12 protein-coding genes and 1 pseudogene are annotated in these 13,293 nt (G+C 60.3%); 2 read left to right on the top strand and 11 right to left on the bottom strand.

From position 1 onward, the window contains the following. Positions 1 to 166 precede the first annotated feature (166 nt). The gene (locus ACQKP2_RS17380) at positions 167 to 1,612 is read left to right on the top strand and encodes a PLP-dependent aminotransferase family protein (RefSeq protein WP_427578142.1); all 1,446 of its coding nucleotides are present in this window, start codon (positions 167 to 169) and stop codon (positions 1,610 to 1,612) included. 111 nt (positions 1,613 to 1,723) lie between these two features. Here ACQKP2_RS17380 and ACQKP2_RS17375 read toward each other — a convergent pair whose 3' ends face one another. From ACQKP2_RS17375 to ACQKP2_RS17330, 10 genes are all read right to left on the bottom strand, one after another. Continuing rightward, positions 1,724 to 2,524 (bottom strand): N-acyl homoserine lactonase family protein, encoded by an 801-nt coding sequence (locus tag ACQKP2_RS17375; protein WP_427578140.1) that lies wholly within the window; start codon positions 2,522 to 2,524, stop codon positions 1,724 to 1,726. Positions 2,525 to 2,538: 14 nt separating this feature from the next. Continuing rightward, positions 2,539 to 3,498, bottom strand: a complete 960-nt coding sequence (locus ACQKP2_RS17370) for a diiron oxygenase (RefSeq protein WP_427578139.1) — start codon at positions 3,496 to 3,498, stop codon at positions 2,539 to 2,541. A gap of 67 nt (positions 3,499 to 3,565) precedes the next feature. Next, positions 3,566 to 4,324, bottom strand: coding sequence for a TauD/TfdA family dioxygenase (locus tag ACQKP2_RS17365; RefSeq protein WP_427578138.1), 759 nt, complete (start codon positions 4,322 to 4,324; stop codon positions 3,566 to 3,568). Positions 4,325 to 4,345: 21 nt separating this feature from the next. Beyond that, complete coding sequence (locus tag ACQKP2_RS17360; RefSeq protein WP_427578136.1) at positions 4,346 to 5,218, bottom strand: branched-chain amino acid aminotransferase; 873 nt, start codon at positions 5,216 to 5,218, stop codon at positions 4,346 to 4,348. A gap of 31 nt (positions 5,219 to 5,249) precedes the next feature. Then, positions 5,250 to 6,602, bottom strand: coding sequence for a KamA family radical SAM protein (locus tag ACQKP2_RS17355; RefSeq protein ID WP_427578134.1), 1,353 nt, complete (start codon positions 6,600 to 6,602; stop codon positions 5,250 to 5,252). 30 nt (positions 6,603 to 6,632) lie between these two features. Then, on the bottom strand, positions 6,633 to 7,277 hold the full coding sequence (gene yfcF / locus ACQKP2_RS17350) for a glutathione transferase (protein ID WP_427578133.1): 645 nt from the start codon (positions 7,275 to 7,277) through the stop codon (positions 6,633 to 6,635). A 210-nt stretch (positions 7,278 to 7,487) separates the two neighbouring features. Further along, positions 7,488 to 7,973, bottom strand: a complete 486-nt coding sequence (locus ACQKP2_RS17345) for a cupin domain-containing protein (protein WP_427578131.1) — start codon at positions 7,971 to 7,973, stop codon at positions 7,488 to 7,490. Between the two features lie 83 nt (positions 7,974 to 8,056). Next, the gene (locus ACQKP2_RS17340) at positions 8,057 to 8,551 is read right to left on the bottom strand and encodes a RidA family protein (protein ID WP_427578130.1); all 495 of its coding nucleotides are present in this window, start codon (positions 8,549 to 8,551) and stop codon (positions 8,057 to 8,059) included. A 48-nt stretch (positions 8,552 to 8,599) separates the two neighbouring features. Continuing rightward, on the bottom strand, positions 8,600 to 9,880 hold the full coding sequence (locus ACQKP2_RS17335; protein ID WP_427578128.1) for a biotin carboxylase: 1,281 nt from the start codon (positions 9,878 to 9,880) through the stop codon (positions 8,600 to 8,602). 42 nt (positions 9,881 to 9,922) lie between these two features. After that, the gene (locus ACQKP2_RS17330; protein ID WP_427578127.1) at positions 9,923 to 11,023 is read right to left on the bottom strand and encodes a hypothetical protein; all 1,101 of its coding nucleotides are present in this window, start codon (positions 11,021 to 11,023) and stop codon (positions 9,923 to 9,925) included. A 149-nt stretch (positions 11,024 to 11,172) separates the two neighbouring features. On the opposite strand from ACQKP2_RS17330, the gene ACQKP2_RS17325 reads away from it, so the two are divergent. Beyond that, complete coding sequence (locus tag ACQKP2_RS17325; protein ID WP_427578126.1) at positions 11,173 to 12,591, top strand: PLP-dependent aminotransferase family protein; 1,419 nt, start codon at positions 11,173 to 11,175, stop codon at positions 12,589 to 12,591. Positions 12,592 to 13,121: 530 nt separating this feature from the next. On the opposite strand, the pseudogene ACQKP2_RS17320 reads toward ACQKP2_RS17325, so the two are convergent. Next, positions 13,122 to 13,293, bottom strand: a pseudogene (locus tag ACQKP2_RS17320) (heme o synthase); the annotation flags it as partial.

Raw genomic sequence — 13,293 nt, 5'->3', positions numbered from 1 at the left:
TTGCCCGTGTTTCCCTGCAAACCGCGATTACTCTTCCTGTATCGACGCCAGCAACACCGTCTCTCAACCGTTCAGCACCACGGGTCCGCCCGCCCTGATCAAGGCCGTGGAGCGTCGATTCATTTTCCAGCCAAAGACCTCAGTGGTGCCGATTGCCGAGGTCAACATGAACACCCCGCCTCTCTACCGTCAGCTAGCCCACCATTACCTGGACGCCATCCGCAGCGGCACCCTCAAAGCCGGTGAACGGTTTCCCTCGATCCGGCTGATGATGGAAAAACATGCCGTCAGCCTGTCGACCGCGGTACAGGTCTGCCGGGAGCTTGAAGACTATGGCGTACTGGAAGCGCGACCGCGCTCGGGCAATTACATCCGCCAACCCGACACGCCGGCCAAACCCGTTGCGACGGCAACGCCCGCGCCACCCGATAGCGGGGCCTACGTCGGTATCCACGAGCAGGTGTCTTCGGTGCTCAAGGCCAGCCAGCAAGCGACGATCAAGGTCAATTTCGCCAGTGCCTACTGCGCACCGCAGCTTTATCCGCTCAAGACCCTGCAGGACAACATGATCAAGACCCTGCGCCAGAACCCGCATCTGCTTGACGTGGTGGGGCCCACCAGTGGCAACCTTGCGCTGCGCAATATCCTTGCCCGCCGGGCACTGACCAGCAGAACCCACCTGAGCGCCGAACGCATCGTGATCACCAACGGGGCGACCGAAGCGATCAATCTGGCCTTGCGTGCGGTCACCCGTCCCGGCGATACCGTGGCGGTGGAATCGCCGACCTTCTACGGCTTGCTGCAGATTCTCGAAAGCCTGAACCTGCGGGTGCTGGAAGTCCCGGCCTCATCCCGCTGCGGGATCAATCTGCAAGCCCTGGAGCAGCTGCTGCAAGGTCCCGAGCCAATCAAGGCCCTGATCGTCATTCCCAACCTGCACAACCCGCTGGGCAGCATCATGCCCGACACCCACAAGGCACGCCTGGTGCAGCTATGTGCCGAGTACAACACCGTGCTGATTGAAGATGACACCTATGGCGACCTGGTGGACACCGAGCAGCCGCTGTCCACGCTCAAGCACTGGGATCGCACCGACAACCTGATCTATTGCGCTTCACTGAACAAGACCCTGGCACCGGGCATACGTCTGGGCTGGATCAGTGCCGGCAAATGGCACGACCGCGTGGAAATGCTCAAGCACGCCCAGACCCGTGGCTGCGAAGCCCTGTCGCAACTGGCGGTCAGCGCCTTCATGGGCACGCCCTCCTACGAGCGCTACCTGCGGCGTTTGAGAAAGACCCTGACCCTGCAACGCCAGCAAATGAACGCCGCCATCCTGCGCTACTTTCCGCCAGGCACCGTCGTGACCAACCCTCAAGGGGGGACGTTGCTGTGGGTGGAACTGCCTCGTCGATATTCGTCGATGGCGTTGTTTCATGAAGCGTTGAAGCACGGCATCCTGATTTCCCCTGGGGATATCTTTTCCAATGCCCAGCGTTTCAAGAATTTTGTGCGTATGGGTTGTGGCACGCCGTATTCGCCGCGGATTGACGAGGCTTTGCAAACCTTGGGGCAGATCCTCAACACCCAATGCCAAGCCACCATCCTGTAGGAGCGAGCACGCTCGCGAGAAACCTGAGAACACCACGGGGTGTCAGGTATCCAGCGTTATCGTTGACGACCATCGCGAGCGTGCTCGCTCCTACAGGGGTTAGGGTGTTTTTCAGGTTGGGGGTTGGTGCAGGCAGATGATATGGGGGTCGTCATTCCAGTGCGGGAAGCGTTCAGCGATCAGCGGGTCATGGCCGGGGATGACATGGTCTTCGCTGTCGGCCAGACGATCGATCTCGCTGAAGGCTTCGAGGGTTTGGGCCAGGTCGTCGAGAATCGGAAACGGGCTGCGCTGACGGATGTTGATCCAAAGATGCGCAGCATCCGACGCCAATACAATCCAGCCCCGCGCGGTGTTCACCCGCACCACCTGGCTGCCGGGCGTATGACCGCCCACCGCATGCAAGGTGACACCCGGCAGCACCTGGGCCGTGCCGTTGTGCAGGCGCATGCGCCCTTCGAACAACGGCGGCAACGCCGACATCACGTCCTCGACTTCGTAGGTTTTGTTCACCGTGCGATGGGTCATTTTCGGCCCCGTACAAAAGCGCAGTTCCGCCTCTTGCAGATGCACCGTCGCCTTGGGAAACAGCCCCAGGTTGCCGGCATGATCCCAGTGCAAATGGGTGAGGATCAGGTGTTCGACCCTGGCCGGATCGATGTCCAGCTGGCGCAGTGAATCTTCCGGCAGGCGATACATCTGGCGGTTGCGCCGATCCGCCGTGGCGGGTTGGAAACAGGTGTCGACCACGATCACCTGCTGCTCGTTGCGAATGACCCAGAAGTAGTAGTCCAGCGGCATCGGCGCATTCGGATCACCGCAACAGGCATCGTAAAGAAAGTTCTCCCGGGCGGTGCGCTGGGCGTTGGCACCGACACGGATGGCGAATACTTCGTACACGGGAACGGACATGGACACCTCGGTCTTCAGGCGGCTGCGGTGGTTTTGAGGGTCGGGCGAAAATCGAAATCGATCTGCTCGCCGATGCCCAGATCCTGCGCCAGCTTATGCAGGCCGCTGTAGTCACGCATGATCGTCGCGTTCTTGTTGCTCTCGCGGGTCTCGGCAATGATCAGCGCGGCATCGGGCACACCCAGTTGCGTCAGGATCGCCTCCCACATCGAGTAGTCCTGGGCAACAAAAGCACTCAGTGCAACCGACAAGGTACGTGCGAAAAATGCCTGTTTCTCTGCTGACATGTTGGCGTACATGACCTTGGCCACTTCAGCGAGCACTTTGCTGTGGGCGTACTCGTCACGGTTATGCAGCTCGGCGACACGACGGTTTTGCGGCTGGATGCTCTGATCGTCCGCCAGCAGATCCAGATAGGCGTTGACGCTGATCTCGGCCACCACCGCAAAGGTGATCGCCGCCAGATCCTTTTGCCACTGCTCGGCAAGCGTTTCTCGAAGAGCCTGAAGCCGCAGGTAAGTGACGGAAGGCGGCAGGTCCAGAAGCTGATCGAGCCCACGCTCGAGCCGGGTTCGCTCGATGGCCCGCAGGTGCATCAAGGTGTGGTAGTGCTCATCGATCAAGGTCTGCTGCATCGCTTCGCGGAAATGCCAGTCGTCCTTGCCCAGGTACTGATTGGCGATGACGCTCAGCGCCGGGTTGACCACATGTTCCTCGGCCGTCACGGTGCGCAGGTTGTAGCCGATCCAGCCCCAGGTCACCACGCTGCTTTTGAGTTCTTCGCTAAGGGCCTGGAACCTGGGGTGGTGGAAAAACGGCACCATGCGCTCCGGGTAGTCCGGGCGCGAGGGATCGAACACTTCCTCGACCGACGCCTTTTCCGGCGAGCAGACCGTGGCCCGACGGGTCCAGGCCTGATTGAGCCGCACGACCAGTTGATGATCGACCTTGGCGATCTCGATTGCTGTTTGCATGACGCGATACTCACAGGACGCGTACCCGCTGACGGGTACGCCGATGAATAGAAAGGTGACGGAGCTTTCAGGCCAGCCAGTAGCGGGTCAGGTGACGTGCCGGGTCGGCGTAGCGACTGCGGGCGTGGATCATTCGCCAGTTGTCCCAGATCAGCATGCAGCCATCGGGAATCAGTACCGGGATGTTGTGTTCGATGAAGTACGCCTCACCGAGCATCGCGAACCTGGCCAGCGGCGACGTGCTGTCGGTCACCCGGGAATGCTGCAAGGCTTCTTTGGACGGGTTCACATCGCCAAAGTGAAACTGGTTGTAGCTGAAGCGGAAAATATCGCCCTGCTCGGTCGGGGTCAGGATGTACGCCTTGACCCGGCTCTGGTCCGGCTCGCCGGGTTTGGCGGTGGCAACGAATTCCACCGGTGTGTCGTGCAGCCATTCGCGCAGTTCGGGCTCGGTGCGCTCCAGCGATTTCAGAAACTCGTAGCCGTCCACCAGCCCGGTGTGGCCACCGCCGCAGGTGGCCTGTCGATGACAATGCAGCGCCAGGTAACGTGGCGGCGGGCCATACACCGGGGCTTCAGTGTGTGGACCGATGCCGTTCATGCTCTGGGAATACGGCAGGTCTTCATAGCCCGGCTTGCGGGTAATGGGGAACGCGATCTGGCCGTTGAACTGCGGAATGACTGTGCCGAACTCGTTCAGGACGCCGGTCACGTCGTAGTCGAATTCGTTCGGGGTCAGGACCGTCCAGCCGCGGGTCGACAATTCGTCCTGGCGGTGGCCCAGGGAAACATAAGGTTTGGACGCAACAATCCCTTGATCTGACATGGTGAGATTCCTGGCGGTTGTTCAGGCGTTTACGGTGGAGGTGTAAGCAGCGATCAGGTCGCGACAGGCGTTCCCCGGTCGATAGTGCTGTTCATCGATGCTCTGCACGGGTGTGATTTCGGCAGCGGTGCCGGTCAGGAAACACTCGTCGAAGTCGCCCAGTTGCGCAGGCAAAATCGTGGTCTCGATGACCTGGTAATCCAGCGCCCTGGCCAGCTCGATGACGGTCTGGCGAGTAATGCCGTCGAGGAAACAATCGGGCACCGGTGTGAACAGTGTCCGTCCCCTGGCGAAGAACACATTGGCGCTCGTGGCTTCGGCGACATGACCGCGCCAGTCGAGCATCAAGGCGTCGTGGTAGCCGTTGTTTTCCGCATCGTGCTTGCTCAGCGTGGCGATCTGGTAATGCCCGGAGGCCTTGGCTTCAAAGGGGCTGCTGCTCGGCGGTGGACGCCGCCAGGTCGCGGTTTTCAATCGAATGCCGGCCATGCGCGCCGCCGGGTCGAAGTAGCTAGGCCATTGCCAGCAGGCGATCGCCACATGCACACGATTGAAACGCGCCGAAGTGGAAATCATCTCACTGCCGCGCCAGGCCACCGGGCGCAAATACCCGTCGACCACGCCATTGCGTTGCAAAAGCTCATGGCTGGCCGCTTCCAGCTCGGCGGGTTCGAACGGGATGGCAAAATCCATCAAGCTCGCCGAGCGATACAACCGCTCGGTGTGCTCGCGCAACTTGAAGACCTTGCCGTTGTACACGCGCTCCCCTTCATAGACCGTGCTCGCATAATGCAAGCCATGGGTCAGCACATGCAGGCGCGCCTCTGACCACTCGACGAACTCACCGTCGAGCCAGATCAATCCTTCGCGCTGATCAAACGGGATACCGCTCATGTCTTTGTCTCCCCGGTGTTAAAGAATCGCCCTACGCCGTTTGCAGCAGGACCGGTATCAATTCCGGTGCCGGTGCGAGCAAAAGCTCTGGCTCGGTCTGAAAGAAAAACGCTCGCTCGCCAAAGGCCGGGCGCAACTGGTCGAACCAGGTCGCCTGGGGATCGAAGCGCGCATGGAAGGTGCGCAACACCCACTGCGGGTCCCGGGCCTGGAGGAACTGCAGCACGAAGACTTTTTCCCCGGCGATGGTCTCGATGCCGTTGATCAGCACCTTGCCGTAGAAGGTGCTCATGGATGGCCCGCGCACGGTGCGCGCCAACCCGGACACCGTGCGGTAAGCCGCCTGGAATATCTCGAAGGCCCGTGCCAGCGGCATCGCGAAGTAATGGCTGGGGCCGGTGTCGCGTTCGACGAACATGTAGTACGGCACCGCCCCAAGCCGCACGCCTTCGGTCCAGAGCGCCGCCCAATCGGCGGGATTTTCATTGATGTGGCGGATCACCGGCGCCTGCAGGCGCAGGGTGGCGCCGGTTGCCCGAATGCGCTCGACGGCTTGCCGGGCGATGTCCTGGCGCAGCTCCACCGGGTGGTTGTAGTGACCCATGATCGAAAGGTTCTTGCCCGCCGCGACGATGCGCTCGAACAGCGCCAGCAGCTCTGGCGCGTCCTTGTCGCTGACAAATCGCTGCGGCCAGTACGCCACGGACTTGGTGCCCAGACGGATACTCTTGAGGTGCGGCAGTGCCAACAGCGGCTCGATGTAACCGACCAGCGAGCGGGTGTTCATGATCAGCGGATCGCCACCGGTGATCAGCACATCAGTCACTTCGCTGTGCACACGCAGGTAGTTCACCAGCTCCTGGGACTCCCGTGCGTTGAACTTGAGTTCTTCTTCTCCGATGAACTGCGCCCAGCGGAAACAGAAGGTGCAGTACGCATGACAGGTCTGACCGGCACCGGGGAAAAACAGCACGGTTTCGCGGTATTTATGCTGAATGCCCGGCAGGACTTTTCCGTCGAGTTTGGCGATGTTATGCGTCAATTGCCCGGCCGGATGCGGGTTCATGCGCAGCCAGATCGCTTCGATGCATTGCTTGATCGCAGCGGCGTCATCGCGCTCGATCAGTTGCTTGAGCGACGCATACTCCTCCGGCAGCAGCATGTCCCGGTGTGGAAACGTCATGCGGAAAATCGGATCGTCCGGAATGTTGTCCCAGTCGATCAAGGTTCCCAGTACATATTCGTTGGTGCGAAACGGCATGACCCGGGCCACGACCGTCATGGCCTCCTGCAATGCAGGTGTCAGACGCTGCCAGTACGGCGTGTCGCGGATGGTACGTGCGTTATAGGGTTTGTATCTTTCCTGCTCCGACATTCCCTGCATGGCAGCGCTCCTGGTGTGTGCTGGCAGTGGTCACTGGTTGGCCGGCGCTACGCGCTCTATGTCCATCCACGCCCGAACGCTGTCGCGGTCCCATTGACGGCGGACATACGCTGCCAGTCGCGCCGGGACCGGATCACCATTGGCGACCAGTCGGTTGAGCATGATTGCCAGGTCGGTGTCGGCGATGCTCCAGTCTCCGAACAGGTGTTCGGCGCCCTCTTCCAGCAAACGGTCCGCCACGAAGAACAAGCGATTGACCGCCGCCTTGGCTTCGTCGCTCAGGGGCGTGTCTTTTTTGCCGAAGTACACCAGATCAAACGGGCGCTCCTTGCGCACCACCAGCAGATCGCTGCGCAACCAGGCTTGAAGTTGGCGAGCGCGGGCGCGCTGCCTGGGGTCTTGGGGAAAGAGTCGTGGATGCCCCGGAGTGAGCTCTTCCAGGTACTCGGCAATGGCGGACGATTCCGACAGTGCAAAACCTTGATGAACCAATGTCGGAACTTTGCACGTCAGGGAAAGATCGCGATAACTTTCCTGATAATTAACTTTCGCCTTCAAATCCACCGTTACGAATTTGAATGAAAGTTGCTTTTCCTTGAGCGCCACAAAGGCCGACATCGCAAAGGCGCTAATAAAATCCGCGCCAACATACAGTTCAAGTTTGCTGTTTTCCATAAGCCCCACCTTTGCATTAAACACATTAATCCATTGCATTTGGAGGGATCGTAGTTAGTTGGTCGAATGCTGAACAGATACAGAAATTATCTGTTTGCATCGATACAGAAACCCGAAATCGGCCATTTTCGGCAGCATTCGAATAAACCACCGAAAAAGAAAAAGGGAGTGCGCCGAAGCGGACTCCCAAGGGGGGCAACGAAAGGAAAACTACGCTTGGCGGTTGATCAACCCGATACTGTCGCAAGCATTGGTTAGCAGTTCCATCTGCGGCATGTTACTGACGTTCAGCATGGCCAGCGGCTCGGTTTCACTGGTGTTTACAAAGCCGTGGCGGGTCCATGCAGGCACCAGCAACAAATCGCCGGAACTGATGCTTGCAGGCTCGGCGTCGCCCAGGGTCAGCGTGCCGCTGCCGCACTGGATGATGAACAGATGCCACCAGGCATGCACATGGCCTTCGAGCACCGAACCCGGTTTCAGCCATTGCATGGACATCGCCACCCCCGGTATCAACTGGCAGCCTTCAAGGCTGTTGTCGTGGGCCAGCGCTACTATATCGACTTCACTGTCTTCCAGGCGCTTGCGCATATCCACAAGTTCGGCGCCCTTCCATACTCGCGCAGTATTCGGCTGCTGCTGCAAACTCTGACGAAAGTCTTTATATGAAAAAAATGCACCTTGAACGCTGCTCATTTTCTGCTACCAACTTTTCTTTCGGCTTGAATCCACAGACACTAGTCAAGGTTCTTGCGACTGTAAAGAAGAACAACTAACACTTACAACACCGAAGGTCGCAACGCGACAACCATATCAACTTCCACCGCCGCATTTTTTGGCAACTGATAAACACCGACGGTTGTACGTGTGTGTTTTCCGGCATCACCAAGCACGTGACTGAACACATCCGACGCACCATTGGCGACCTCGCTGAGGTCGACGAAGTCCGCCGTGGACTTGACGTAAACCGTCACGCGAATCAGCGACTTGATCTTGTCCAGTGAACCAACGGCATCGACGATCAACGCCAGACCGCGCATCGCGCTGATGCTGGCCGCGGCTTGCGCATCGGCCATGTCGAGGTCCAGCCCGACTCTGCCCGGATAGTGGATCTTGCCGTTCATGCGCGGCACCAGGCCGCTGATGTAGAGCTCGTCGTGATGGCGAATCAGCGGGGCGTAATGGCCGCCTGCGGTGTTTTCGCCATAGATGTCGTAGTCGAACTCCTTGGCCAGTGCGATGAAGCGCTCATCACAGGTCATGTGTTCAGTCATGGGTAAATCCTCTTGATCAATACTGCAAAAAACATCGATCGCTTCCATTCAACCGGCCGCCATTGCTGGCGTCGCCAGACTGGTGATGCCGATACGCGACTCGACAGCCTCGGCCAGTCGCAACAAATCACTGCTGAGTTGTCCGTAGTCCTCGTTGAACAGCACGATGTGGCCAATAAAGGAGAAGTTGTCTTTCACCAGGGCGCTGACCGAATCGCCGATGCGCTTGGCGTACCGGCCCTCGACCAGTTCCATGTTCAACGTCCGGGCAAGGGCTTCGATATCGGGGGTCGACCGCAAGATGCCGCCGGCCGGGGCTCTGAGCAGGCGAATGCCGCAATAGCCGCGGGCGACCGGTTCCTGGTGTTCGATCGTGCCTTCCACCGCCCAGCGCACCCAGCGCTCCCACGGATCGAAATCGACGAAGGCACGTTTGGCCAGATCCCAGATGTGCATGCCGCCGGGGCGCATGTTGGTTTCCACTGCCGACGTGAGCCGGTTGGCCCTGTGGAACACTTCGTTGTGCCAGGCGCCGTTATCCTGCGACACCAGATTGGCCATGTGTCGGCCTGCCGCCATCAACCGGGCATGCGTATCCGCCTCCAGGGGGGCGGGCACCACTTGCTGGATCTCGGCGCGATAGGCGCCTTCGGTGGTGGTCTTTTCAGTCAACCAGGTGCTGCCGGCTACACAGTCCCAGCTGTATTCCCGGGCATTCTGAATCAACTCTTCGAGCACGATGCCCCCCTCACGGTAGGGTTTGAGCGCCTGCCAGGCCTCATCGCAATCGGAAGGATGCTGGATCACCCGGCAGCCACGACTGGCACCTTCGCAGGCCGGTTTGATGAAGGCCTTGCCGCCCAGTTCGACCACACGCTGGCGCAGTTCCGGCAGGCTCTCGACGCGCGTTGAAAACACCGGACGATAGGTCGCGGGCGAAGCATCGGCAGCCGCTTCCAGTGTGCGGAAAATCTGTTTGTCCAAACCTGCCCGCGCCTCGGCCGGCGTAATGCCGGGCAGCCCGAAATGGCTGGCCAGGGCAGCACCGAGCAACACCCCGCGATCGGAGAACGGCAACACGCCGAGCAGCTTCCAACGGTCGGCTTTCAGGCAACCGACCACCAGTTCGAGTGACGCCGCCACGTCCTTTTCCGCCAGCGACGTGCTGCACACGTGATCGGCCACTTGATCGTCATAGGGCTGGATCTTTTCGACCAGCAGGATCAGCCGCGCGTTGTACAGCGACTTGCACAGGTCGCGCAGCTTCTGGATATCGTGCACCCGACTGCCGTTGTACCCCACCACTACTACGCAAGAAGTCGTATTCATAATGCCCCCGACCTGCAAAGTGAAAACCGAAACGGCGATGACTCAGTCATGCAACGACGCAATGGATTGGCGGTTGAGCCAGTACCAGAGCAGGATCCCGCCGGCTCCGATGGCGGCCAGCACCAGCGCATTCCAGGGCGCCGGGACGACCCGCATGATCAATACGGTCAAGCCGGCACCCACGCCGAGGGACACTTCCTTGACGAACATGTTGTTCTGCTTGACCGAAAAGTAATCGAGGTGGCTGAACGCGCATTCGGCGATGGACAGCAGCGCCACCCAGACCAGTGCGCCGACCAGGGTTTCGACATGGAACGCGGCGGGCGAAGAGAGCACGGCAAAACCGCCGGCAATGATCCCGATCACCGTCAACACCTTGAAGCACCCGGTGCCCTCGATGAACTTCATCACCGGTACTTGTGCGAACACCACCACGGCGCTGTTGAGGATCAGCATCAGGCCGTACCAGGCCGGCAGCTCGCCGGTCTTGAGCAGGATCGCCTGCGGCAGGATCGAGAACACGCCGAACAGCTTGATGCCCATGATGATCCCGGCGATCACCCACGGCAGTTTGTTGCGCCAGCCGCTGCCGTCCTGACTGGCGGGACGGGCGACGACGGCTTCGCAGGTGAAGGTTGCGCCCATGGCGATGGGCAGGCACAGCAGGACAAAACTTGCCGCGCCGAGGAAAAACATCGTCGGGGTGAGCAGCGGCGACAACAGAATCAACCCGGCCAGCAGGCTGCCCATGTTCATTGCCACCCGGTTGTACGCCGCCCCTTCCTTGGTCTGCGCCGCTTCGCTCTTGATCAGGTAACCGGCAATCGCGATGCCGTAGGCGAACAGCGCCGCGGCGAACATCACTACCCCCTGGTTGCGGGTGACGGCCAGCAGGACCAGGCCGATGCCCGCACACAGCAGCGTGGAGCCCAGGGACCGACGCCCCAGGACCAGCAACGTCAATGGCAACAGCAGCAGGAACGCCCGATAACCCAGTGCCAGGATGCTGTTGGTGGCGGTGTCGAGCCAGACGTTGGCCTTGCCCAGCACCGCGAAAAGAGACACGGCGGTGATGATCCGGATGGTGAACAACCGCAGGTTGATCACCGGTTTGGCTGCGACGGCCGTTGTTTCGATACTCATGCACCACCTCGAGAAACCGGGGACTGATCGACCGGAAAAGGCCGATCATCCGAAAAGTCCGTAAGGCGATGGTAAAAAGAGATGCTTGTCTTGATCAGAGCAAGTTCGTATAGAATCCAACGAACTTTACTGCCTGAGAGACCAGTAAAATGCAGGTTCAACGCGCAGTCATCGCCGCCATCGAATTCCAGCCCGGCGTACCGCTGGTCCAGCAGATCGTCGATCAGCTGTCGGTAGCGATCAGCCAGGGCGGCCTGCCCCACGGCTCCAGACTGCCGCCGATCCGCGAACTCTCCGACTTGATGCACGTGGGCAAATCCACGGTGGTCGACGCGCTGGACCGCCTGCGCGCCAAGGGCCTGGTGGTGTCGCGCCAGGGCTCGGGGCACTACGTGCACCGCTCCAGCACCGCCATTCAGACCCATGCCGGCCCGGACCTGCTGCCCCAGGACACGCTCAGCGTGGTACGCCGCGCGGTGCTGCAGGACAATGGCGCGCTGCGCCCGGGAGCCGGTTTTCTGCCCTCCTCGTGGCTGCCTGCCGAGGAATTGCTCAAAGCCCTGCGCGGTACGCTTCGCGCGACAACGCTACGCATGGGCGAGTACGGCAATGCCAGCGGTTATCTGCCACTGCGCCAGGCCTTGCGGGTGAAGATGTCGACCCTGGGCATCGACGTGCCGGTTGACCAGATCATCACCACCGCCAATACCGTACAAGCCATCGACATGCTGATGCGCCTGCTGGTCAAGCCCGGCGACACCGTCCTGCTTGACGACCCCTGCTACGTCACCATGCATACCAATCTGGTCTGGCACGGGGCCAAGGTCATCACGATCCCTCGCGATTGCGACGGCATGGATCTGGAAGCTTTCGAGCAATTGCTGATCGCCCATCGTCCCGTGCTCTACATGACCAACAATGCCCTGCACAACCCGACCGGGCATTCGTTCACCTCGGCGCAGGTGTATCGACTGCTGGAGTTGAGCCATCGCTACAACTTCCACATCCTCGAAGACGACTTGTACTGCGACATGCAGCAACGCAGAACGCCGCGCCTGGCGGCGGGCGGACTGGACAACGTTTCCTACGTCTCCGGTTTCTCCAAGACCCTGACCGCCAACAGTCGTGTCAGCTTCGCGGTGCTCTCACCGCAACTGGCGGCGCGAATGGTGACGTTGAAAATGGCCTGCGGCGGCATGACCTCGGAACTGGCCGAGCAGATTATCTGCACGATGCTGGACGATGGCAGTTACGCCAAACACATGCGCCGTACCGTGGATCGGCTGTATGAATCGAGCAGCCGGGTGGCGGCGTGGCTGGGAGAAGCCGGTTGCTCCGTGTCCTCGCTGCCGGGGGAAGGCTTGTATATCTGGACGCGGTTGCCGGAGGGTTTCGATGCCGAAATCCTTGCCAGAAAGGGTCTGGAAATAGACCTGGTCCTGACACCGGGAGCCTTGCTCAGCAAGGCGGCCGATGCCAACCGCTTCCTGCGCTTCAACGTGGCGCACAGTGATCACGTGCAGGTGCGGGAGCGGTTTTTCCGGTTGCTGGATAAGCCACACAAGTAGCCGACCACCGACTATCCCCTGTGGGAGCGAGCCTGCTCGCGATGAGGTCGTTACATCCAGCGTCAATGTCACCTGACACACCGCCATCGCGAGCTGGCTCGCTCCCACAAGGTTTTGCGTTGGTCACGCGGTTTGTGAACAGCTCGGAACACTGTGGGAGCTGGCTTGCCAGCGATGAGGCAGGCACATCCAGCATCAATGTCGCCTGACACACCGCCATCGCGAGCAGGCTCGCTCCCACAAAGTTTTGTGGCGGTCACGCGGTTTGTGAACGGCTCGGAACGCTGTGGGAGCTGGCTTGCCAGCGATGGGGCAGTCACATCCAGAGTCAATGTCGCCTGACACACCGCCATCGCGAGCAGGCTCGCTCCCACAGGAGATCGAGGCTGCATTCAACATTGGAGGCAACACACATCCGTTGTGGGAGCGAGCCTGCTCGCGATGGCGGCAACGCGGTCCCACAGAAAACACCCAACAAAAAGCCCCGCTCTTCTCTCGAAGGCGGGGCTTTTCGTTACAGCGTCTGAACCTTACGGCGCGTACGTCAGCAGCAGCTCGGTCGGTACCTTGAAGTCCAGGGACATCGCCACGCTCAACGCGGTGATGGTGAAGATCGAGAACACGAACAGCTTGCGTGCCCAGACCGTGTCATCCACAGCCTTGTAGCCGGTCCAGGCCATGTACAGCCAGTACATGCCCATG

Origin of the sequence: Pseudomonas sp. NPDC089569 (assembly GCF_050280625.1) — a bacterium.
In the GTDB taxonomy this organism is placed as follows: domain Bacteria; phylum Pseudomonadota; class Gammaproteobacteria; order Pseudomonadales; family Pseudomonadaceae; genus Aquipseudomonas.
The sequence above is the reverse complement of the archived record's forward strand: the minus strand, read 5'-3'. Positions and strand labels throughout refer to the sequence as shown.

Bases quoted from the DNA above. Each gene is read 5' to 3' on its own strand.
- ACQKP2_RS17360 (WP_427578136.1), bottom strand. From the start codon at position 5,218: ATGAGCGGTATCCCGTTTGATCAGCGCGAAGGATTGATCTGGCTCGAC.
- ACQKP2_RS17340 (WP_427578130.1), bottom strand. From the start codon at position 8,551: ATGACTGAACACATGACCTGTGATGAGCGCTTCATCGCACTGGCCAAG.
- ACQKP2_RS17325 (WP_427578126.1), top strand. From the start codon at position 11,173: ATGCAGGTTCAACGCGCAGTCATCGCCGCCATCGAATTCCAGCCCGGC.
- ACQKP2_RS17375 (WP_427578140.1), bottom strand. From the start codon at position 2,524: ATGTCCGTTCCCGTGTACGAAGTATTCGCCATCCGTGTCGGTGCCAAC.
- ACQKP2_RS17365 (WP_427578138.1), bottom strand. From the start codon at position 4,324: ATGTCAGATCAAGGGATTGTTGCGTCCAAACCTTATGTTTCCCTGGGC.
- yfcF (WP_427578133.1), bottom strand. From the start codon at position 7,277: ATGGAAAACAGCAAACTTGAACTGTATGTTGGCGCGGATTTTATTAGC.
- ACQKP2_RS17345 (WP_427578131.1), bottom strand. From the start codon at position 7,973: ATGAGCAGCGTTCAAGGTGCATTTTTTTCATATAAAGACTTTCGTCAG.
- ACQKP2_RS17355 (WP_427578134.1), bottom strand. From the start codon at position 6,602: ATGCAGGGAATGTCGGAGCAGGAAAGATACAAACCCTATAACGCACGT.
- ACQKP2_RS17335 (WP_427578128.1), bottom strand. From the start codon at position 9,880: ATGAATACGACTTCTTGCGTAGTAGTGGTGGGGTACAACGGCAGTCGG.
- ACQKP2_RS17370 (WP_427578139.1), bottom strand. From the start codon at position 3,498: ATGCAAACAGCAATCGAGATCGCCAAGGTCGATCATCAACTGGTCGTG.
- ACQKP2_RS17380 (WP_427578142.1), top strand. From the start codon at position 167: ATGAACACCCCGCCTCTCTACCGTCAGCTAGCCCACCATTACCTGGAC.
- ACQKP2_RS17330 (WP_427578127.1), bottom strand. From the start codon at position 11,023: ATGAGTATCGAAACAACGGCCGTCGCAGCCAAACCGGTGATCAACCTG.